The 20,347-nt window shown below is 67.6% G+C and carries 20 protein-coding genes and 1 riboswitch; of the genes, 9 read left to right on the top strand and 11 right to left on the bottom strand.

Annotated features, from left to right (window positions below; translation table 11 throughout):
• Positions 1-12 precede the first annotated feature (12 nt).
• A complete protein-coding gene (locus KTR9_RS09530; protein ID WP_010841898.1) occupies positions 13-1,350 on the bottom strand; it encodes a bifunctional o-acetylhomoserine/o-acetylserine sulfhydrylase in 1,338 nt (445 codons plus the stop codon).
• A gap of 62 nt (positions 1,351-1,412) precedes the next feature.
• A riboswitch (SAM riboswitch) is annotated at positions 1,413-1,533 on the bottom strand.
• A gap of 266 nt (positions 1,534-1,799) precedes the next feature.
• Here KTR9_RS09530 and KTR9_RS09535 point away from each other — a divergent pair.
• Both KTR9_RS09535 and KTR9_RS09540 read left to right on the top strand, forming a co-directional pair.
• Entirely contained in the window at positions 1,800-3,593 is a 1,794-nt protein-coding gene (locus KTR9_RS09535) for a cutinase family protein (RefSeq protein WP_014926217.1), read from the top strand.
• A gap of 129 nt (positions 3,594-3,722) precedes the next feature.
• Positions 3,723-5,009, top strand: a complete 1,287-nt coding sequence (locus tag KTR9_RS09540; RefSeq protein WP_014926218.1) for an MFS transporter — start codon at positions 3,723-3,725, stop codon at positions 5,007-5,009.
• 81 nt (positions 5,010-5,090) lie between these two features.
• On the opposite strand, the gene bfr is transcribed toward KTR9_RS09540, so the two are convergent.
• Both bfr and KTR9_RS09550 read right to left on the bottom strand, forming a co-directional pair.
• Positions 5,091-5,576, bottom strand: a complete 486-nt coding sequence (bfr, locus tag KTR9_RS09545) for a bacterioferritin (RefSeq protein ID WP_010841901.1) — start codon at positions 5,574-5,576, stop codon at positions 5,091-5,093.
• A 101-nt stretch (positions 5,577-5,677) separates the two neighbouring features.
• Positions 5,678-5,860, bottom strand: a complete 183-nt coding sequence (locus tag KTR9_RS09550) for a (2Fe-2S)-binding protein (RefSeq protein ID WP_010841902.1) — start codon at positions 5,858-5,860, stop codon at positions 5,678-5,680.
• 145 nt (positions 5,861-6,005) lie between these two features.
• On the opposite strand from KTR9_RS09550, the gene KTR9_RS09555 reads away from it, so the two are divergent.
• The 3 genes from KTR9_RS09555 (at position 6,006) to KTR9_RS09565 (ending at position 9,096) form a co-directional block, all read left to right on the top strand.
• On the top strand, positions 6,006-6,842 hold the full coding sequence (locus KTR9_RS09555) for an exodeoxyribonuclease III (RefSeq protein ID WP_010841903.1): 837 nt from the start codon (positions 6,006-6,008) through the stop codon (positions 6,840-6,842).
• Positions 6,843-6,865: 23 nt separating this feature from the next.
• Positions 6,866-7,921, top strand: a complete 1,056-nt coding sequence (gene trpS, locus KTR9_RS09560; RefSeq protein ID WP_014926219.1) for a tryptophan--tRNA ligase — start codon at positions 6,866-6,868, stop codon at positions 7,919-7,921.
• A 74-nt stretch (positions 7,922-7,995) separates the two neighbouring features.
• On the top strand, positions 7,996-9,096 hold the full coding sequence (locus tag KTR9_RS09565) for a YhjD/YihY/BrkB family envelope integrity protein (protein WP_010841905.1): 1,101 nt from the start codon (positions 7,996-7,998) through the stop codon (positions 9,094-9,096).
• A gap of 37 nt (positions 9,097-9,133) precedes the next feature.
• Here the strand turns inward: KTR9_RS09565 and KTR9_RS09570 are convergent, their stop codons facing one another.
• The 4 genes from KTR9_RS09570 to KTR9_RS09585 all read right to left on the bottom strand — a co-directional run bounded on the left by KTR9_RS09570 (position 9,134) and on the right by KTR9_RS09585 (position 13,014).
• Positions 9,134-10,423, bottom strand: coding sequence for a D-alanyl-D-alanine carboxypeptidase family protein (locus KTR9_RS09570; RefSeq protein WP_044507821.1), 1,290 nt, complete (start codon positions 10,421-10,423; stop codon positions 9,134-9,136).
• A 10-nt stretch (positions 10,424-10,433) separates the two neighbouring features.
• Positions 10,434-11,213 carry a type 1 glutamine amidotransferase gene (locus tag KTR9_RS09575; protein ID WP_014926221.1) on the bottom strand — a complete coding sequence of 260 codons (780 nt, stop codon included), beginning with the start codon at positions 11,211-11,213 and terminating at the stop codon, positions 10,434-10,436.
• Positions 11,214-11,283: 70 nt separating this feature from the next.
• Positions 11,284-11,682 (bottom strand): hypothetical protein, encoded by a 399-nt coding sequence (locus tag KTR9_RS09580; protein ID WP_014926222.1) that lies wholly within the window; start codon positions 11,680-11,682, stop codon positions 11,284-11,286.
• Between the two features lie 114 nt (positions 11,683-11,796).
• Positions 11,797-13,014, bottom strand: a complete 1,218-nt coding sequence (locus KTR9_RS09585; protein ID WP_044507823.1) for a cytochrome P450 — start codon at positions 13,012-13,014, stop codon at positions 11,797-11,799.
• 162 nt (positions 13,015-13,176) lie between these two features.
• On the opposite strand from KTR9_RS09585, the gene KTR9_RS09590 reads away from it, so the two are divergent.
• Positions 13,177-13,764 (top strand): TetR/AcrR family transcriptional regulator, encoded by a 588-nt coding sequence (locus tag KTR9_RS09590; RefSeq protein WP_044506381.1) that lies wholly within the window; start codon positions 13,177-13,179, stop codon positions 13,762-13,764.
• Positions 13,765-13,807: 43 nt separating this feature from the next.
• On the opposite strand, the gene KTR9_RS09595 is transcribed toward KTR9_RS09590, so the two are convergent.
• Genes KTR9_RS09595 through sdhC form a run of 4 tightly spaced genes read right to left on the bottom strand, consistent with a single transcriptional unit; the run spans position 13,808 to position 17,237 of the window.
• Positions 13,808-14,596: a succinate dehydrogenase iron-sulfur subunit gene (locus KTR9_RS09595; RefSeq protein ID WP_004021684.1), complete on the bottom strand. Its 789-nt coding sequence runs from the start codon at positions 14,594-14,596 to the stop codon at positions 13,808-13,810.
• Positions 14,596-16,350, bottom strand: a complete 1,755-nt coding sequence (gene sdhA, locus KTR9_RS09600) for a succinate dehydrogenase flavoprotein subunit (RefSeq protein WP_014926225.1) — start codon at positions 16,348-16,350, stop codon at positions 14,596-14,598. Before sdhA ends, KTR9_RS09595 begins: the two co-directional genes overlap by 1 nt.
• Positions 16,351-16,364: 14 nt before the next feature.
• The gene (locus KTR9_RS09605) at positions 16,365-16,820 is read right to left on the bottom strand and encodes a succinate dehydrogenase hydrophobic membrane anchor subunit (protein ID WP_004021682.1); all 456 of its coding nucleotides are present in this window, start codon (positions 16,818-16,820) and stop codon (positions 16,365-16,367) included.
• 12 nt (positions 16,821-16,832) lie between these two features.
• Positions 16,833-17,237, bottom strand: a complete 405-nt coding sequence (gene sdhC, locus KTR9_RS09610; RefSeq protein WP_014926226.1) for a succinate dehydrogenase, cytochrome b556 subunit — start codon at positions 17,235-17,237, stop codon at positions 16,833-16,835.
• Between the two features lie 224 nt (positions 17,238-17,461).
• Here sdhC and KTR9_RS09615 point away from each other — a divergent pair, with 224 nt between their 5' ends.
• The 3 genes from KTR9_RS09615 to KTR9_RS09625 are packed head-to-tail and all read left to right on the top strand — an operon-like array spanning position 17,462 to position 20,327.
• Positions 17,462-17,866, top strand: coding sequence for a cytidine deaminase (locus tag KTR9_RS09615; protein WP_014926227.1), 405 nt, complete (start codon positions 17,462-17,464; stop codon positions 17,864-17,866).
• Positions 17,863-19,200 carry a thymidine phosphorylase gene (locus KTR9_RS09620; RefSeq protein ID WP_044506383.1) on the top strand — a complete coding sequence of 446 codons (1,338 nt, stop codon included), beginning with the start codon at positions 17,863-17,865 and terminating at the stop codon, positions 19,198-19,200. Before KTR9_RS09615 ends, KTR9_RS09620 begins: the two co-directional genes overlap by 4 nt.
• Positions 19,197-20,327 (top strand): adenosine deaminase, encoded by a 1,131-nt coding sequence (locus KTR9_RS09625; RefSeq protein ID WP_010841915.1) that lies wholly within the window; start codon positions 19,197-19,199, stop codon positions 20,325-20,327. Before KTR9_RS09620 ends, KTR9_RS09625 begins: the two co-directional genes overlap by 4 nt.
• The last annotated feature ends 20 nt before the right edge of the window (positions 20,328-20,347 follow it).

The raw sequence follows: 20,347 nt of genomic DNA on the forward strand, positions 1-20,347 counted from the left end.
GCCTCACCTGTTTCACTTGGCCGCCGCGAATCCCTGTTCGAGATCGGCCAAGATGTCGTCGATTCCCTCGATGCCCACGGCCAGGCGCACCAGTCCGGGGGTCACGCCGGCGGCGAGCTGTTCCTCGGGGGTCAGCTGGCTGTGCGTCGTCGAGGCCGGATGGATGACCAGCGACCGCACGTCGCCGATGTTGGCGACGTGGCTGTGGAGGCTCAGTGCGTCCACGAACTTCTTGCCCGCGTCGACGCCGCCGGTGATCTCGAAACCGATGATCGCGCCCTGACCCTTGGGGGCGAGCTCCTGACCGCGCTTGAACCACGGCGAGGACTCGAGGCCGGCGTAGGCGACGGACTCGACCTGGTCGTGCTTCTCCAGGAACGCGGCGACCTTCTGTGCGTTGGCGACGTGGCGCTCGATGCGCAGGCTCAGGGTCTCCAGGCCCTGGGCGAGCAGGAACGCGTTGAACGGCGAGATGGCCGCACCGGTGTCGCGCAGCCACTGGACGCGCGCCTTGAGCGCGTACGCCGGTGCGCCGAGGTCGGCGAAGACCGCACCGTGGTAGCTCGGGTCAGGGGTGGTGAAGCCGGGGAACAGGTCTTTCCCGTCACGCTGGACCCGCCAGTCGAAGGTGCCGCCGTCGACGATCACGCCGCCGATCGCGGTGCCGTGTCCGCCGATGTACTTGGTGGCCGAGTGCACGACGATGTCGGCGCCGTGGGCGAGCGGGTTGATCAGGTACGGGGTGGCGACGGTGTTGTCGATGATGAGCGGTACGCCGTTGCGGTGCGCGACCTCTGAGATGCCCTTGATGTCCAGGATCTCGTTGTTGGGGTTGGAGATCGACTCACCGAAGAACGCACGGGTGTTGTCCTTGACCGCGGCCTGCCACGACGCCGGATCCTCGGGATCCTCGACGAAGCTCACCTCGACGCCGAGCTTGGGCAACGTGTAGTGGAAGAGGTTGAAGGTGCCGCCGTACAGCCGCGGACTCGACACCACGTGACCGCCGGTCTCGACGATGTTGAGGATCGAGTAGGTCTCTGCGGCCTGACCCGATGCCACCAGCAATGCGGCGACGCCGCCTTCGAGCGCGGCGATCCGCTGCTCGACGGCATCCTGTGTCGGGTTCATGATGCGGGTGTAGATGTTGCCCGGTTCGGCGAGTCCGAAGAGGTTCGCCGCGTGCTGCGTGTCGTTGAAGACGTACGACGTCGTCTGGTAGATCGGCAGCGCCCGGGCGTTCGTCACCGCGTCGGCGGCCTGTCCGGCGTGGATCTGCTTGGTCTCGAAGCTCCAGTTGTCCGCTGGATTGGTGCCGTCGGCGAGAGTGCCGTCAGGGGCATCAGACATGGCGATTGATCACTTTCTACGGTCGGCAGGGCCCACTCGACCCTGTTGGGGTCCGACCTTCGGACCCGCGCTTGCCGGGGATCGTCAGCGCGATCCCGCAACCCGGTCATCACCCGGAGCACCCCACCGCGGATGGAGGGTTGCCGATCAGCCAGCCGGGGCTTGACGCTGATACTCATGACCTGGCGACAAGGATATAACACGGATGTGAGGGCCTGAGAACCGTCCCGGTCAGGCCGCGCCCAACACTTGAGAAGGCCGGCGCGAGGGTGGAGTGTGCTGTCCTTTGACCGAGTGAAATCAGGCGTGGTCAGATCAATAGTGCCTGGTCACGGTCGTTAGCGGCCCTCAGTGTGCTGTCGGTTCCCCGATCGCGGATCTAGCGTCGAACCAGCCCCGGCTGCGTCGGAACGTTCCGATCGGGTGGTCCGGGTTCGCCCAGGAGCGCCATGTCCGCGATCGCTCACCTCCGAACCCGACGCACCTCGCTCGTGATCGCCGCCGTCACCGCCGTCGCCGTCGCGGCGGCTCTCAGTCTGTCGGGTACCGCCCCGGCGGCGGCTGCCGAGTGCAGCGAGTCGGGCGCGGTGGTCATCGTCGCCGGTACCAACGACCCGGAGAGCGCCCATCTCGTCGGGGTCGAGCAGCGCTACACCGGGAAGATGCCGACGGTGCGCGACGGTGAGGTGGTCGTCGTCGACGACCCCGGTAGTGCTTACCTCGCAGAGCCGAAAGACGTGATCTACGTCGATTACCCGACCACACTGTGGCCATTGGGTGCCGCGGGGTACGACGACAGCACCGCCCAGGGCAGGAGTGCGACGGCGTCGGCGATCGCGGGGTACCAGAAGCGATGCGGCGCCGAGTCCGACATCGTGGTCGCCGGCTACTCACAGGGCGCCCGTGTCGCCGGCGACGTCCTCGCAGCCATCGGCAACGGCCGGAATGTCGACGAGGTCGTCGCGACCGACGAGAACGGCGAGGTCATGCTCGACGAGAACGGCGCTCCGGTCCTCGTCACCATCGATTCGGACGGGATCTCCGGCGAGCTCTACGCCGACCCTCGACAAGCCGGTGACAAGACGGGGCGCGGCATCGAGCTGTCGTTGATCGGGATCATCCCCGGTCTGACGATGGCGGGGTCGCGAGGCGGGTCCGAGACCGACGGCGGGTTCGGGGAGCTCGAGGGCAGGGTGGTGTCCGTGTGCATCGACGGCGATCCCATCTGTGATCTGCCGGACCCGATCCACGACCCGATCGGCGCCATCGACGGCCTCCTCGGCTACTTCACCAAGCACAACCTGTACCCGTTCCAGATGTATCGGGACCCGCGCACACCCGCCTGGAACGACGGGCGGAGCGTCCGATGCGAGCCGGAGTCAGCGGTCTGTATGGTCGCCGCGGATTCCGCGTTCGCCGAACTCGTGCGGGACTGGGCGCGCGATGCCGGGTACGGCGGCGTCATTGGGGACTTCCTGTCCGGGCGTCCGACGATCGAGCTGCCGTACGGGATCGAACTCGCGAAGCTGCAGCCGGTGGTCAGGCTCGTGCAGGGTCTGCTGCCGCCGTTGCCGAAACTCGGGTACGGCGCCTACCTACCGGACCTCTTCGTCTTCGAGGACATCCTCCAGGGGATTCTCACGCTGTCGCCGGCGCGGTTCGTCGACGGTGCGACCGCACTGGCTGCGAGCCTCCGCAGCATCGTCTGGTTGCCGGTGAACTTCGTGCGGTACTGGGCGGGCGCGATCGTCGGGCCGGTGACACCGCGGGCCGGCACGGTCACGGTCCTCGCGGCGGATACGACGAGCCTGCGATCGTCCACGTTCGCACGGCTCGCGACCGCGACCGACGACGCCGCCGAGCCGGTTCGCGCCGGCTCGCCGACCGGGTCCGGTGCCCCGGCTGCACCGGTGACCGCGCAGCCCGGCCCGACCGATCCGGCTCCGGCGGTCGACCCGGCCGCCGATCCGTCCGGTGCGCCCGCCGACGCCTCCGGGAGCGACGAGCCCGGAGAGGAGCCCGCTCCGCCCTCGCGCGCCGACGAGGTTCCGGCCGCCACCGATCCGTCGGCGGACAACCCGACGGTGGACGATCCGTCAGCGGAGGACACCTCAGGAGACAACACCTCAGAACATGACACCTCGGGGGGCGAGACGTCGGGGAACGAGCCGGAGCCGTCCGGGCAGGGTGCCGGCGGGGAGCGCAGTGACCTCGAGGCCACGGGGTCCGAGGGCGGAGCCTGACCCGCCGCTCGAAGCCACTGCGTGATTCGACGCCGGCCGGCGCCGGGACCACCTCGCGGGTATGGGCCTGTGAATGAACTCACCGGCGGGTGAGGAATCAGTGCCGGCCGGCCAGGGTTGGCATGAACCGTGTCTGACGCTCTTTCGACCACCGATGCCCCGGCCGACGTCTCGCTGACGAATCGGTCCACCGCCCCGGAGGCCAACCCCGGGGGTACCGTCTCGGGCGGCGTGTCCCGGCGGGTGCGTCGCTGGACGATTCTCGCCCTCGCGCTGGGTGGTTTCGGGATCGGCACGACAGAGTTCGTCGCGATGGGGCTGCTGCCCAACATCGCCGGATCGCTGGGGGTGTCCGAACCGACTGCCGGACACGTCATCTCGGCATACGCGATGGGTGTGGTGGTGGGCGCTCCGCTGATCGCGGCGCTCACGGCGAGGATGTCGCGACGCACGCTGCTGATCGGACTGATGGTGGCGTTCACCGTGGGTAACCTGGCCACGGTCCTCGCGCCGGACTACGGACTGCTGCTGGTGGCGAGATTCGTGGCGGGCCTGCCGCACGGTGCCTACTTCGGCGTCGCGGCGCTGGTCGCCGCGCATCTCGCGGGTCCCCGGAATCGCGCCAAAGCCGTGGGCCAGGTGATGCTCGGGCTGTCCGTCGCCAATGTGTTCGGCGTGCCGGCTGCCGCCTGGCTGGGGGAGACGTTCGGCTGGCGGTCGGCGTTCGCGATCGTCGTCGCCATCGGAGTCGCCACCGTCATCGCGCTGATGCGTGCGCTGCCCGCGCTCACCGGGATGACGACCACCGACCCGCTCACCGAACTCGGTGCGTTGCGTCGTTCCCAGGTCTGGTTCACCCTCGTCATCGGAACCGTCGGGTTTGGCGGGATGTTCGCGTTCTACACATATCTCAACTCCGCGCTGACCACCGATACCGGGCTGTCGGTCTCGGTCGTGCCATTCGCGCTCATGCTCTATGGATTGGGGATGGTGACCGGCAACTTCGTCGGCGGTTACGTCGCCGACCGCAGTGTGTCGGTGGCGATCCTCGGTGGACTCACGGCCAGCGCCATCTCTCTCGGCGCCTTCGCGACGCTGGCGCAGAATGCTTGGGCGGCATTGATTCTCACATACCTCGTGGCGCTCACCGGGTCGACGATGCTGCCTGCCCTGCAGACCAGACTGATGGACGTGGCCGCCGATGCGCAGACGCTGGCCGCGGCGTTGAACCACTCCGCCCTGAACATCGCCAACGCGGCCGGAGCCCTGCTCGGTGGTGTCGTGGTCGGCGCAGGCTACGGCTATCTCGCGCCGTCGGTCGTCGGGGTGTTGCTGGCGGTGGCAGGGATCGCGGTCACCGTCCTGGCCCTCGCCGCCTCCCGGCGCCAGGCACGACACCATCCCGTCGGGTCCTGAGCCGGAGCATGACCGGCTCGACGACGACGAGGGCCGACCGGGGAAGTCCCGGTCGGCCCTCGTGGTGTCGAGTGGGTGTGCTCAGCCGTTGGTCGGCGGGGTGGCGATCGTCTTCGACAGGTAGAGCTGTTCGCCGAGCTTGTTGATCAGCTCGAGTTGCGTCTCGAGGTAGTCGATGTGCTCTTCCTCGTCGGCGAGGATCTGCTCGAGCAGATTCGCGCTCGTGACGTCGCCTTTCGACCGGCACAGGGCGATGCCGGGCCGGAGTCGCTCCACGACCTCCACCTCGATCGCCATGTCGGATTCGAACTGCTCGCGAATCGACTGCCCGATACGCAGCGGCAGCAGGCGCTGGTAGTTGGGGAGCGCGTCGAGGAACAGGATTCGGTCGGTGAGGATCTCCGCGTGCGTCATCTCCTCGATCGACTCGGCCCGGGTCTTCGCCGCGATCTCGGTCAGACCCCAGCTCTGCTGCATCTTCGCGTGCAGAAAGTACTGATTGATCGCCGTGAGCTCACTGGTGAGCTGTTCGTTGAGCAGTTCGATGACCTCGTCGTCGCCACGCATGGGTGAGCCTCCGGTTCGCCGTGAATGTCCGTTCGAACCGTAACACGACAAAAACCCCCGCGCGCGGTCTCGCGCGAGGTTCGTCGGTTTCCTGTGTCAGGTCATGCAGCGGTCGTCGCGGTTGACGCCCTTTCGCTCAGGATGTCGTGCAGTTGGTCCAGGCAGGTTCCGCAGCCTTCGCCTGCGCCACATCGGTCGCTGATCGCATCGACGGTGTACGCACCTGCGTCGCAGTGTGCGTGAACCTCGTCGACCGTCACGGCGCGGCATATGCAAACGAACATCTTCGGACTCACCTTCATGCCTGGATTAGGTAATGCTTACATACCTTGGGTGGTACGCACAAGGGTTGCCTTACCTTTATTTTTCTCTGGGGTCGCCGATCGCCGGGGCACGGGTTGTCGGATCCCGTCAGTAGGATGTGGCCCCGTGCCACTCACGATCTCCACGGTGAACGTCAACGGAATCCGCGCAGCGGTCAAACACCGGTCGGAGGCCAACCGCGGCTTCCTGCCATGGCTCGATGCGTCGGGACCGGATGTGGTCCTGCTGCAGGAGGTCCGCGCCGACGAGGAGCTCGCGCGCGAGGCGCTGGCCCCGGCCCTCGCCGACGGGTGGCATCTGACGATGTGCGAGTCGGTCGTGAAGGGCCACGCGGGTGTCGGTGTGCTGACGCGCGAGGCGCCGTCGGCGGTGCGGGTCGGGTTCGGGAGCGCCGAGTTCGACGACCTCGGCCGCTACCTCGAGGTCGACGTCGACACCGATCTGGGGTCGCTGACCGCGGCGAGTCTCTATCTCCCCAAGGGTGCCGCGCTCACCGAGGCGGAGAAGGACATCGCCAAGCACGACGAGAAGGTCCGCTTCATGGACGAGTTCGGTGCCCATCTCGGCCGGCTGGTCCGCCGGCGTCGCCATGTCGTCGTCGGCGGTGACTGGAACATCGCGCCCGCCGAGGCCGACATCAAGAACTGGAAGGGCAATCTCAAGAGCCCCGGTTTCCTCCCGCACGAGCGGGCCTGGGTCGCCGACCTGCTGGAGTCGGGCTGGCGTGACGTCGTGCGCGAACTGTTCCCCGACGACGCCGGGCCCTACTCCTGGTGGTCGTGGCGCGGGAAGGCCTTCGACAACGACTCCGGGTGGCGCATCGACTATCAGCTCGCCAACAAGACGCTGGCTGCCCGGGCGAACAAGGCCGAGGTCGAACGTGCCGCGGCGTACGACCTCCGCTGGTCCGACCATGCCCCGGTCACCGTGCGGTACGAGTGACCGGGTCTGACAAACTGGGCGTCATGACCAGCGACGTAGAGCGCAACGGAGCCCCGGCGGCCGAGGCGGTGCCGACCCGCCCGCGTGTGCTGTCGGGTATCCAGCCGACCAGCGATTCCTTCCACCTCGGAAACTATCTCGGCGCGGTCCGACAGTGGGTGGCGTTGCAGGACGACTTCGAGGCGTTCTACTTCATCCCCGACATGCATGCCCTGACGGTGCCATTCGATCCGAAGGTCCTCGCCGAACGCACCCGCCTGAGCGTTGCCCAGCTGCTGGCCGTCGGCGTGGATCCCGAGCGTTCGACCATCTATGTGCAGTCCCACATCCCCGAGATCGCTCAGCTGACCTGGGTCCTGTCCTGCATCACGGGTTTCGGCGAGGCCAGCCGCATGACGCAGTTCAAGGACAAGTCGGCCAAACAGGGCGTGGACGCGGCGGGTGTCGGCTTGTTCACCTACCCGATCCTGATGGCCGCCGACATCCTCGCGTTCCAGGTCGATCGAGTGCCTGTCGGGGAGGACCAGCGTCAGCACCTCGAACTGACCCGCGATCTCGCGCAGCGATTCAACTCCCGGTTCGGCAAGGTGCTGAAGGTGCCCCAGGCGCACATCGTCGAGGAGTTCGCGAAGATCTACGACCTGCAGAACCCCACCGCCAAGATGAGCAAGTCCGCCGAGACCGACAAGGGTCTGATCAACCTCCTGGACGATCCGAAGCGTTCGGCGAAGAAGATCCGCTCCGCTGTCACCGACACCGGCTCGGAGATCCGTTTCGATGCGGCCGAGAAGCCCGGCGTCTCCAACCTGCTGACCATCCAGTCGGCGCTCTCCGGCGTGGGTGTCGACGATCTGGTCGCCAAATACGAAGGCAAGGGATACGGCGATCTGAAGGTCGACACCGCAGAGGTGCTCACCGAGTTCGTGACACCGCTGCGCGGACGGGTCGACGAGTACCTGTCCGACCCGGCCGAGCTCGACGCGGTCCTGGCCCGGGGCGCGGCTCGCGCCCGGGCCGTCGCCTCCGAGACGCTCGCATCGGTCTATGACAGGGTGGGATTCCTGGCGCCTGGCCGGTGAGACCGGACCCGCAGGACGCCTGCACGGGATGTTGACAGGGACGCCTGTCCCGCGCTCCGACGAGGAAGGCACGCATGACCTCCGCGCCAGGCACGGCGAAATCACCGGCAGACACCGCGAAGTCGGCTGTGGACAAAGGGAAGTCGACCGTGGAGAAGGGCAAGTCGGCCTTCGCTGCGGCGCGCGAGAAGTGGCCGGCCGTCGAGCATCTGGTGCAGACCGTCGAACGGTACAACGACCGGCGCGGGAATGTGTATGCCGCGGCCATCAGCTTCAACGGCATCCTGGCGCTCGTCCCCATCATCATGGTGGTGTTCTCGATCGCGGCGTTCGTGCTCGCCAACCAGCCCCAGCTGCTCGAGGACCTGCAGAAGGCCGTTGTGGAGGCCGCGCCCGGCAAGATGGGTGAGCAGCTCAGTGAGGTCATCGACTCGGCGATCGCCTCACGCGCAGCGGTCGGGATCGTCGGTCTGATCGGTGCCGCCTTCACGGGGATCGGGTGGATCTCCGGCGTCCGGGTGGCCTTCACCGAGATGTACGGGGGTCGCGTCGACCGCAACCCGGTGCTGTCGAAGGTGTGGGATCTCCTCACGTTCGCTCTACTGGGCCTGGCCTTCGCGGCGACCATGGGCCTGACCACCCTCGGCAACAGCGGACTCACCACCACGATGCTGTCCTGGGTTGGACTCGACGACGCGTCGTGGGCGCCGATCGTGGTGCGGGCGGTCGCCATCGTCGTATCCGTGTTCGCCAGCTGGCTGCTCTTCACCTTCGTACTCGCGCGGCTGCCGCTGGTGCCGTTGCCGATGACGCATGCCATGAAGGCCGGCCTGGTCACCGCGATCGCATTCGAACTCATGAAATCGCTTGGCGGACTGTATCTTCAATCGGTGCTCGGGTCGCCGGCCGGAGTTGCGTTCGGTCCGATCTTCGGTGTCTTCGTCTTCGCCTACCTGGCTTCGCGCATCGTGCTGTACGCCAGCGCGTGGTGTGCCACCGACCCGATCAACAGCCGCTACCAGGTGGTCGAAGAGCCCGACGCCGCACTCCACCGGCCGGTGGTGATCTCGCCGACCGTGGAGGTGAACCCGACGCCCCGGGCGGGTGCACTCGCGGCGGCTGCCGGAGTGGGCGCGGCAGCAGCCGCTCTGGTCGGCGTCCTCCGGCGACGGTGACGCACGGGACCGTTGGAGCGGGGTCGCTCGTGGGGGCTCAGCGCCGACCGGACAGCCGCAGCCCGAGGAGCAGCAGGACGACCGCCACCAACGCGGCCACGAGGCCGATGAGGATCTGGACCGAGGTCGACGACGCCTGATCGGAACCCGTTGCCGCGGCCCGATTCTCGCTCTGCGGCGGTGACGGTGCCGACGACACGACGGGTGTGTCGGCCGACGGTGAGACGAGGCGGCCCACCGAGATGGCGGGGTCGGTCCGGAAGCCGTAGTCGAACATCGCTTCGGCCTGATCCCAGTACAGGTCGCCGTCGACGGACAGACCGAACATCTGCACGATGATCACCGTCCGGCCGTCCCGCTCGGCCGCGCCCACGAACGTCTTGCGCGCGTCGTCGGTGTAGCCGGTCTTACCGCCGATGATCCCCGGGTACCCGTCGATGAGAAGGCGGTTGGTGCTGTACATGTCGTAGGGCGGATGGTCCTTGTCACCCGGTACGTCCGGGCGCCGCGGATACCCCGGGAAGCGGAACGTGCGCATCGCGATCAACTCGCGGAAGGTCGGTTCGGCGAGAGCAGCCCGGAAGAACAGCGCGAGGTCATAGGGCGACGACGACATCCCGGCAGCGTCGAGTCCGGACGGGCTCGCGGCCCGCGTGTCGTGCGCGCCCAGCAGTTTCGCCCGATCGTTCATCTTCTCGAGAGCGGCGTCGACGCCGCCGAGCTCACGCGCCAGCGCATTGGCGCAGTCGTTACCCGAGACCAGTAGGAGACCCGTGAGCAGGTCACGGACGGTGTAGATGCCGCCGGGCCCCATGCCGCAGGAGTCGCCCTCGGTACTCCAGTCCTCGGCGGTCGGCACGACGTGTGCGGCGAGGTCGAGTTCGTCGAGGACGACGAGTGCGAGCAGCACCTTGATCGTCGACGCCGGCCGGTAACGGCCGTGGGGGTCCTTGGCGGCGATGACCCGCCCGGACTCGAGGTCGGCGATCAGCCAGCCCGCCGAGGTCAGGCGCGGCGGAACAGGGCCGGCGGCCGGGTCGGCGATGACGCCGCAACCGGCCAGCGCGTCACCTCCGAGGGTCGGGGTCGGAACCGGGAGGGGAGTAGGGGTCGCCGATCCAGGTGCGACGACCTCGGATTCGTCGACGGCGGGCGGCGTCGCGACCTTGTGCGGACAGTGATCGGTGACCGGGGTGGTGACCACAGGCGGCGGGGTCGGGAGCGGGACGGCGACCGCCGGGCCGGTGCGCGCGAGCATGCCGAGGACCCCGAAGGTCAGCACGGCGACGAGCGCGCACGCGGTGCGACGAGTCCACGTCGAGGTCATCGGCCGCACGTTACCAGCGGGATCGCCCGTGGCCGACGACCTCGCGCAACCACCGCCGCATCACCGCATCCGCCATCGGCGCGGTGATGCCCTCGGCCGCCGCCGCGTCGCCGGGGAAACGATCGGTGGCGGATTCGCCCAGGACCCCGGCGACCGCGGACCGTGAATCCGGGTGTGACAGCCAGTCGGTGACGAGATCGCCGCCGGCCTCGAGATGGAACTGCACGCCATAGCAGTTGTCCACGCGGAACAGCTGATTGACGCAGGATTCCGACGACGCGAGCAGGGTCGCACCGGGTGGCAGGACGACGGTGTCGAAATGCCATTGCACGGTGTCGATCTCGCGGGGTGTGGGTGCCGTGGCCGCACCACCCCAGACCGGGTCGGCCATCCCCGCATCGGTGAGGCTCACCCGGTGCACGCCGAGTTCCGGTGTGTCACTGGTGTACACCTCCCCACCCAGAGCCGCCGCCAGCATCTGCGCACCCAGGCAGACGCCCCAGATGGGCATACCTCGGTCACTGGCTCGACGGAGCAGGTCGAGCTCGTCGCCGATCCATGGGATGCGGTCGGCGTCACCCACTCCCATCGCGCCGCCGAGAACGACGATGGCGTCGAAGTCGGTCAGGTCGATCGACGCGGAATCGCGCCAGATCCGCAGGGTCGTCGTCTCGGCGGTGTCGTCCAACGCGGGACCGTACGCGCCCGGCGGCTCGGATTCCGCGTGCCGGATCTCCAGGACCCGCGGTCGCTGCGGCGAGGACCCGGCCTGCTCTGTTCTGGTGCTCATGACGTGGCAAGCGTACGGTTCCGGCGGCCATTCCTCTCGTCGACGCGGTGCCGGAGTGAACCGGCCGGGATCAACCCGTGCGGCACGAACTCGTGGGGCGGGGGCCGTGTGCGGTGTGGTCGGCGACCATCTTGCCGTCGACCCGGATCTCGCACCGCGCGAGACGCCCGCCGGACTGGAAGAGGGCATCGAGCGGAAGATCGCCCGCGAGTCGGGTGTACACCAGGGACGCCGACCAGTTCCCGTGCGAATCATGTTGCGTCAGTGGTACATCGGTCTGCGTGCGCAACCGTCCGTCCGCGTCGGTCCAGGCTGCCGCGCCGTTGTGCTGCCGGTCGGAGGTCAACGTGATCGTGATCCGTTGGGTCTGGGTGGTGGGCGCTGCCGCAGCCGGTGCAAAGATCAGGAGGCACGCGAGCACACTCACCGCGAACGTCAACAGCAGCCGGAACAGCAGGGTGCGGGCCATGGAAACTCCGTTTCGGTGGACGAGCGCCGGTCGACGGCGACCAGCCGGTCGCCTTCGGTCTCTCTTCGACGCATCGAGCGGCTGATCGGTTCCCTCGGATAGTCGGATGCGTCGTCAGGTGGTGACCGTCAGCGGCAACGTGGTGAAACGTCGCACGAGAATCCCCGGCTCCCATTGCGTCTGCCCCAGATCGATCCGGAAGGTCGTGGCGACGCGCAGCAGATGCTCGACCGCCAGTCGCGCCTGCAGGCGCGCCAGCGCGGCCCCGACACACAGGTGCAGGCCCTTGCCGAACGCGAGGTGCGACCTGCGGGCCGCCGGGTCGAGGTCGATCGCGGCGGGATCGTCGAAATGGGCCGGGTCGCGGTTGGCCGCCCCCCACATCAGGAAGACATGCGAGCCGGCGGGCAGGTGTGTGTCGCCGAGCGTGGTGTCGGTGACGACGTGCCGGAAGTGTCCACGAAAAGGGGTCTCGAGTCGAAGGGTCTCCTCCACGAACACCGGGATGAGATCAGGGTCCCGGCGCAGTCGCTCGACGACCTCGGGGTGACGGTCCAAGAGCCAGACGACACTGTTCAGCAGGCTCGTGGTGGACTCGGCGCCCGCGGCGACCAGTTGGAACAAGATCATCACGGCGGAGGCGTGGTCGAGACGGCCGTCCGCGACGCGCGCGGCCACCTCCGAGAGCGTGGTATCCGCTCCGCTCCCGGCGCCGGTGCCATTCGGCCCGCTCGCTCCGCTCCCGGCGCCGGTCAACGCCGCCGACAGGTACGCCGTCAGCTCGCCGACCGCCGCGGTCGCCGTCGTCAGCTGCTCCGGCGTGATGACGCCGTCGATCAGGACGTTGGTCGCGATCGCCCACCGGGTGAGGGTGGCTCGGTCGTCGGGCGGCAGCCCGAGCAGTTCACAGGCGACCGCCATCGGAATCCGTTGCGCGACAGCGCTCACCCAGTCGATCCGACCGTCGTGCAGATTCGCGGTCCACGACTCGTCGAGGAGTCGGCGGATGCCGGGCTCGAGTTCACGGATGCGAGCCGGCGCGACCGACGGCATGACGAGCTTGCGATGGTCCCGGTGCCGGGCACCGTCGGCGGTGGCGAGTACGTGCATCGCATCGCCCAGACCGGCGACGGGGAACTCCGAGACCGTGCCGTCGTCGTGCCACACCATCGTCGCGGTCAGGTTCGACGAGAAGTCCTCGGGCCGGCGGACCGCCTCGGCGATGAGGTCCCAGGAGCCGACGGCGAAGAACGGTGAGTCCCCGATCCGTTGCACCGGGGAGTCGGTGTGCAGGCGCGAGTAGAACGTGGTGGGGTCCTCGGTGGTGTCCATGACACCAGCGTCGGCGACATCGGCCACGGTGGCACGCGATTCCCGGAAGTCGAGATCGGGAGGATTGAGCACCTCGGATCGATGTCTCAACGTATGGTCGTGACCAGCAGAGAGCGGCCACAACCAAGACGCGATTCGTCTCATGATGAGAACGGAGGATGGGTGGCTGAGGACTGGCTGGTCGGCGGCGAACGGCGAGACGCCGCGCGCGAACGCCTCATCGCGCACGCGGCGGCACTCATCGCCCGGCGCGGGCTCGACGCGTTCGATCTCAACGAACTCGGACGCCGGGCGCACTGCTCGAGGGCGACGATCTACCGCCACGCCGGCGGACGGGCCGTGCTGATCGAGTCCGTGCTCGCCTCGACCTCGGCGCCGGTGCTCGATGCCATCCGGGCCTCGATCTCAGACCTCACGGGGCGTGAGCGTGCCCGGACGGCGATCATCGAGACCCTGCGAGCCCTACGCGCCGACCGGGTCATTCGACAGTTCCTCCGGCCCGAGAACCTGATCGACGCGACGCCGACGGTCCTGTCCTCGCCGGCGGTACATGCGGTGGCCGCGGATCTGATCGGTGTCGATCCCGACGACGTGGTGGGCGCACGGTTCGTGATCCGCTCGGTTCTGGGCATGCTGCTCTGGCCCGCCGAACCCGAGGAGGAGGCGCGGAGCGCGGCGGCGATCGTCGCCGGCGTCTTCGGCCCGCACATCACCTCGATCGACCCCGACGACGACGGCCCGCACCCCTGAGGGTGCGGGCCGTCGACGGGCTGCAGAGAGAAGTTCGATTGGGTCAGCGCGAGAACATCAGCGCGCGTTTGACCTCCGAGATCGCCTGGGTGACCTGAATGCCGCGCGGGCAGGCGTCGGTGCAGTTGAAGGTCGTGCGGCAGCGCCACACACCGTCGACGTCGTTGAGGATGTCGAGACGCTCGACGGCGCCCTCGTCGCGGCTGTCGAAGATGAACCGATGCGCGTTGACGATCGCGGCCGGACCGAAGTACGAACCCTCGGTCCAGAACACGGGACAGCTCGTCGTACAGCAGGCGCACAGGATGCACTTGGTGGTGTCGTCGAAGCGGGCGCGGTCGGCCTGGCTCTGGATGCGCTCGCGGGTCGGCTCGTTGCCCGAGGTGATCAGGAACGGCTTGATCGCGCGGAACGCGTCGAAGAACGGCTCCATGTCGACGACGAGATCCTTCTCCACCGGCAGGCCGCGGATCGGCTCGATGGTGATGGTGATCTCCTTGGACTTGTCCTTGGGGAGCATGTCCTTCATCAGGAGCTTGCAGGCGAGACGGTTGACGCCGTTGATCCGCATCGCGTCCGACCCGCACACACCGTGGGCGCAACTACGACGGAACGTGAGGGTCCCGTCGAGGTAGCCCTTCACATACAGGAGTAGGTTGAGCAGACGGTCCGTCGGCAGCGCCGGGACGCGGAAGCTCTCGAAGCCCTGGGCGTCGGGGTTCTCCGGGTTGAAACGGAAGATCTTGAGCGTCACCATGGTGGCCTCGTCGGGCACCGGTGGCAACGGCGGCTCGTCGGAGGACGGCGCGGGCTTGTCCAGAACAGATGTCATCAGTACTTACGCTCCATCGGCTCGTAGCGGGTTTCCACGACCGGCTTGTAGTCCAACTCGATGTCTGACAGCAGATCGGTGCCCTTTTTGTAGGCCATGGTGTGCCGCTTGTAGTTGACGTCGTCACGATCCGGGTAGTCTTCGCGTGCGTGACCGCCGCGGGACTCCTTGCGGTTCAGGGCTCCGGCCACCGTCACCTCGGCCATCTCCAGCAGGAAGCCGAGTTCGATGGCCTCGAGGAGATCGCTGTTGAAGCGCTTGCCCTTGTCGTGGACCCGGATGTGCGCGTAGCGCTCCTTGAACCGGTGGATGTCGGTCAGCGCCTGCTTGAGGGTCTCCTCGGTGCGGAACACCGACGCGTTGGCGTCCATCGAGGCCTGCAGCTCGGTACGGATGTCGGCGACGCGTTCGTGGCCGTGGTCGCTGAGCAGCAGTTCGAGCCACGAATCGACCATCTCGGTGGGCGTCTCGGGGAGTTCGGCGAACTCGGCCGAGTTCGCGTAGTCCGCCGCGGCGATGCCCGCCCGGCGTCCGAAGACGTTGATGTCGAGCAGTGAGTTGGTGCCCAGGCGGTTTGCTCCGTGGACCGACACGCACGCGCACTCGCCGGCCGCGTACAGGCCGTGGACGACCTCGTCGTTGTTGCGCAGCACCTGGCCGTTGATGTTCGTCGGGATGCCGCCCATGACGTAGTGGCAGGTCGGGAACACCGGCACGTACTCGGTGACCGGGTCGACGCCGAGGTAGGTGCGGGCGAACTCGGTGATGTCGGGGAGCTTCTCGTTGAGGACGTCCTCGCCGAGGTGGGTCACGTCGATGTAGACGTAGTCCTTGTTCGGCCCGGCGCCGCGACCCTCGAGCACCTCGAGCACCATCGATCGGGCGACGATGTCGCGCGGCGCGAGGTCCTTGATGGTGGGGGCGTAGCGCTCCATGAAGCGCTCACCGTCGGCATTGCGCAGGATGCCGCCCTCACCGCGGACCGCCTCCGATATGAGGATGCCGAGGCCGGCCAGACCCGTCGGGTGGAACTGGTGGAATTCCATGTCCTCGAGGGGGAGCCCCTTGCGGAAGATGATGCCCATGCCGTCACCGGTCAGCGTGTGCGCATTCGACGTCGTCTTGTACATGCGGCCCGAGCCGCCGGTGGCGAAGACGATCGACTTGGCGTGGAACACGTGGATCTCGCCGGTCGCGAGCTCGTAGGCGACGACGCCGGTGGCGACCTGCTCGCCCTTCTCGTTCTCGGTGAGGCAGATGTCGAGGGCGTAGAACTCGTTGAAGAACTCGACGTCGTGCTTGACGCAGTTCTGGTACAGCGTCTGCAGGATCATGTGACCGGTGCGGTCGGCTGCGTAACAGGCACGCCGGACCGGGGACTTGCCGTGGTCGCGGGTGTGACCGCCGAAGCGCCGCTGGTCGATCTTGCCCTCGGGGGTCCGGTTGAAGGGCAGGCCCATCTTCTCCAGATCGAGCACCGCGTCGATGGCCTCCTTGGCCATGATCTCGACGGCGTCCTGATCGGCGAGGTAGTCACCACCCTTGACCGTGTCGAAGGTGTGCCACTCCCAGTTGTCTTCCTCGACGTTGGCGAGTGCCGCGCACATGCCACCCTGGGCCGCACCGGTGTGGCTGCGGGTCGGGTAGAGCTTGGTCAGTACCGCGGTGCGGGCACGAGGTGCGGCTTCGATCGCCGCGCGCATTCCGGCGCCGCCGGCGCCCACGATGACGACGTCGTAGCGATGTTCCTGCATGTTCTAGGTCTCCTCTAGCCGACGCTGTTGACGTCGAAGGTCAGGAGGGCGTAGGTGCCCATCGTGAGGACGAGGATCATCGACACGGCGAGCAGCACGTTCAGCCAGAAACGGGTCGAGTCCTTGCGGGAGTAGTCGGCGATGACGGTGCGCACACCGTTGCCGCCGTGCAGCTGGGCCAGCCACAGCATGGTGAGGTCCCAGATCTGCCAGAAGGGTGAGCTCCAGCGTGCGGCGACGAACGAGGCGTCGATGCGGTGCACGCCGCCGTCCCAGGCCAGCATGATGAACATGTGGCCGATCGTCAGGACGACGAGCAGCAGACCCGAGAACCGCATGAACAGCCATGCGTTCTTCTCGAAGTTGCCGCCCTTGGGCTTGCGGGGCGAGCGCGGGTTGTCCAGGCTCGCGGGACGGTCGTGTTGCGTGCCGAGGGTCTTGGCGACACCGGTGGCTTCCGAGGTGGTCATCTCTGGTGTCTCCTACAGGTGGCTGAACAGGATCTGCAGCAGGCGGACCGTGCCGGCCCCGAAGGCGATGACGAACAGGGTCATGGCCACCCACAGCATCTGCCGCTGGTACTTGGGTCCCTTGGACCAGAAGTCCACGAGGATCAGGCGCACACCGTTGAAGGCGTGGAACAGGACGCAGGCGACCAGGGCGATCTCCATGAGGCCGATGATCGGCGTCTTGTAGGTCTCGATGATCGCGTCGTACTGATTCGGGTCGACGCGGATGACCGCGGTGTCCAGCACGTGTACGAACAGGAAGAAGAAGATCGTGACGCCGGTGATGCGGTGCAGGACCCACGACCACATGCCGGGATCGCCGCGATAAAGAGATCGTCTGCGCACCGGGTCGGGTGCGACTTCGGTCGAGGTGCTCATCGGGAAAGTGGCCTCCAACATCGTCGATGGACGCGTCGAATCGGCATGCTCCGACTCGACCATGGACCCATAGGAAGAGACTCTAAACCCATGCCCATTCCGGTGGTAAATTGCCCGAACCGATCTGAGCGACAAGACATTACGACTTAGGTTTGCCTTACCCAAGCTTTGCGGTGATGAAATCCAGATGAACGGCCGGTGACGCCGTGCGACAGGAGATTCACGTGGTTGCTGAAATCGAGTGGAATACGTTGCGGGACAAGGCAAAATCAATGATCGAACGCGCCTACGCGCCGTACTCGCAGTACCCGGTGGGGGCTGCCGGGATCACCGCCGAGGGGCGTGTCATCGCTGGTTGCAATGTGGAAAATGTCTCATATGGGCTGGGTATCTGCGCCGAGGTCGCGCTGGTCGCGGCCCTGGTGAACGGCGGCGACCGGGCACTGCGCGCGGTCAGCGTCTGCGACTCCCGCGGGGCGGTGCTGATGCCGTGCGGCCGGTGCCGGCAGGTGCTCCTCGAACACGGCGGGCGCGGGCTCCTCGTCGACCATCCGCAGGGTCCCCGGACGCTCGCGGATCTGCTCCCGGACGCCTTCGGACCCGACGATCTCGACGCGGTCCGCTCATGACGGTCGAGGACCGCGAGATCATCCACGCGGTGTCGGTCATCGCCACAAAGCGGGGCGGACACGAACTCAGCGACGCGCAGATCGCGTGGATGGTCGACGGTTACACCCGTGGCGAGGTGGCGCCGGAACAGATGTCGGCACTGCTGATGGCGGTGTACCTGCGCGGTATGGATCGCCGGGAGATCGCGTCCTGGACGCACGCGATGATCGACAGCGGGCGGCGGATGGATCTGTCCGGTCTGCGGCGGAACGGGAAGACGCTCGCGACCGTCGACAAGCACTCGACCGGCGGCGTCGGTGACAAGATCACCCTCCCGCTCACACCGCTGGTCGCATCCTTCGGTGTCGCCGTGCCGCAGCTGTCCGGCCGGGGGCTCGGTCACACCGGCGGCACGTTGGACAAGCTGGAGTCCATTCCGGGATGGCGGGCCGAGGTGAGCACGGCCGAGATGCTCGACCAACTCGAACGCGTCGGCGCGGTCATCTGCGCCGCGGGTGCCGACCTGGCGCCGGCCGACCGCAAGCTCTACGCACTGCGCGACGTCACCGGAACGGTCGAATCCATTCCGCTGCTGGCCTCGTCGATCATGAGCAAGAAGATCGCCGAGGGGACCGGTGCGCTGGTCCTCGATGTCAAGACCGGATCGGGTGCCTTCCTGCCCGAAGAGAGCGACGCGCGCGAACTCGCGTCGACGATGGTCGAACTCGGTCACGACGCCGGGGTCGACACCCGCGCCGTGATCACCGACATGAGCACACCGCTCGGACTCGCGGTCGGCAATGCCGTCGAGGTGGCCGAGTCGGTGGAGGTCCTCGCGGGCGGCGGGCCCGCCGACGTCGTCGAGCTCACCCTGGCCCTGGCCAGGGAGATGCTCGACGCCGCGGGGCTCGTCGACGCCGATCCGGCAACCCATCTCGCCGACGGCCGGGCGATGGACACCTGGCGGGCGATGATCGCCGCGCAGGGCGGCGACCCGGACGCGCCGCTACCGCAGGCGCGCCATCACGACACCGTGACCGCGGCGCGTGACGGTGTCGTCACCCAGATGGATGCGCGCGCGGTGGGCGACGCCGCATGGCGACTCGGGGGTGGCAGATCGAAACCGGGGGAGGCGGTCGCGGCCGAGGCCGGAGTGATCATCCATGCGAAACCGGGGGATCGTGTGCGGGCCGGTCAACCGTTGTTCACCCTGCACACGCAGGATGAGGGCCGGATCGCCGGCGCGCGCTCGTGTCTGCCCGGGGCGGCGACGGTCGAGCCCGACGCCCCTGGACACGCGGTCGGCGCGGGCACCCGACCACTGATCATCGACCGCGTTAGGTTCACTCCATGACGACGCTGACCCCGGCGAACATCTCCCTCGCCCCGAAGGTGCTGCTGCACGACCACCTCGACGGCGGACTCCGGCCTGCGACGGTCCTCGAACTGGCCCACGAGGTGGGTTACGAGGACCTGCCGTCGGACGAGAACGGCAGGCAGATCGACGACGCCGAGACACTCGGGCAGTGGTTCCGCCGGGCGGCCGACAGCGGCTCGCTTGAGCGCTACCTCGAGACCTTCTCCCACACGGTCGCGGTGATGCAGACCGCCGGCGCTCTGCAACGCGTTGCGCGGGAGTGCGTGGAGGATCTCGCCGCAGACGGTGTCGTCTACGCCGAGGTCCGTTACGCGCCCGAGCAGCATCTCGAAGGTGGCCTGGAGCTCGGTGAGGTCGTCGAGGCCGTGTTGCGGGGTTTCGCCGAGGGGGAGGCCGTCGCGGCCGAGCAGGGCCGGAGCATCACCGTGCGCTGTCTGGTCACCGCGATGCGCCATGCGGCCCGGTCGCGCGAGATCGCCGAACTGGCGGTCCGCTACCGCGAGCGGGGCGTCGTGGGCTTCGACATCGCCGGTGCCGAGGCCGGGCATCCGCCGACTCGTCACCTCGATGCGTTCGAGTACATGCGAGCCAATTGCGCACCGTTCACGATCCATGCGGGCGAGGCGTTCGGCCTTCCGTCGATCCACGAAGCCATCGGTTTCTGCGGGACGGACCGACTGGGCCACGGCGTCCGCGTCTTCGACGACATCGAACTCCCCGCCGGGGTCGACCTCGCGGCGGGGTCGTTCGCCGGCGCGAAGCTGGGCCAGGTGGCGAACGTCGTGCGGGACAAGCGGATTCCGCTCGAACTGTGCCCGAGTTCGAATGTCCAGACCGGCGCGGTCGGTTCACTCGCCGAGCATCCGTTCAACGTGCTGGCACGGTTGCGATTCCGCGTCACCGTCAACACCGACAACCGGCTCATGTCCGACACCACGATGAGCAAGGAATTCGGTCTGCTCGCCGATCAGTTCGGATACGGCTGGGCAGATTTCGAACGGTTCACCGTGAACGCGATGAAATCGGCGTTCATCCACTTCGACGAGCGGTTGGCGTTCATCGACGACGTCATCAAGCCCGGCTACGCGGTGCTGCTCGGCTGAGCAGCACCGCCTTGGCGGGC

Source organism: Gordonia sp. KTR9 (genome assembly GCF_000143885.2).
In the GTDB taxonomy this organism is placed as follows: Bacteria; Actinomycetota; Actinomycetes; order Mycobacteriales; family Mycobacteriaceae; genus Gordonia.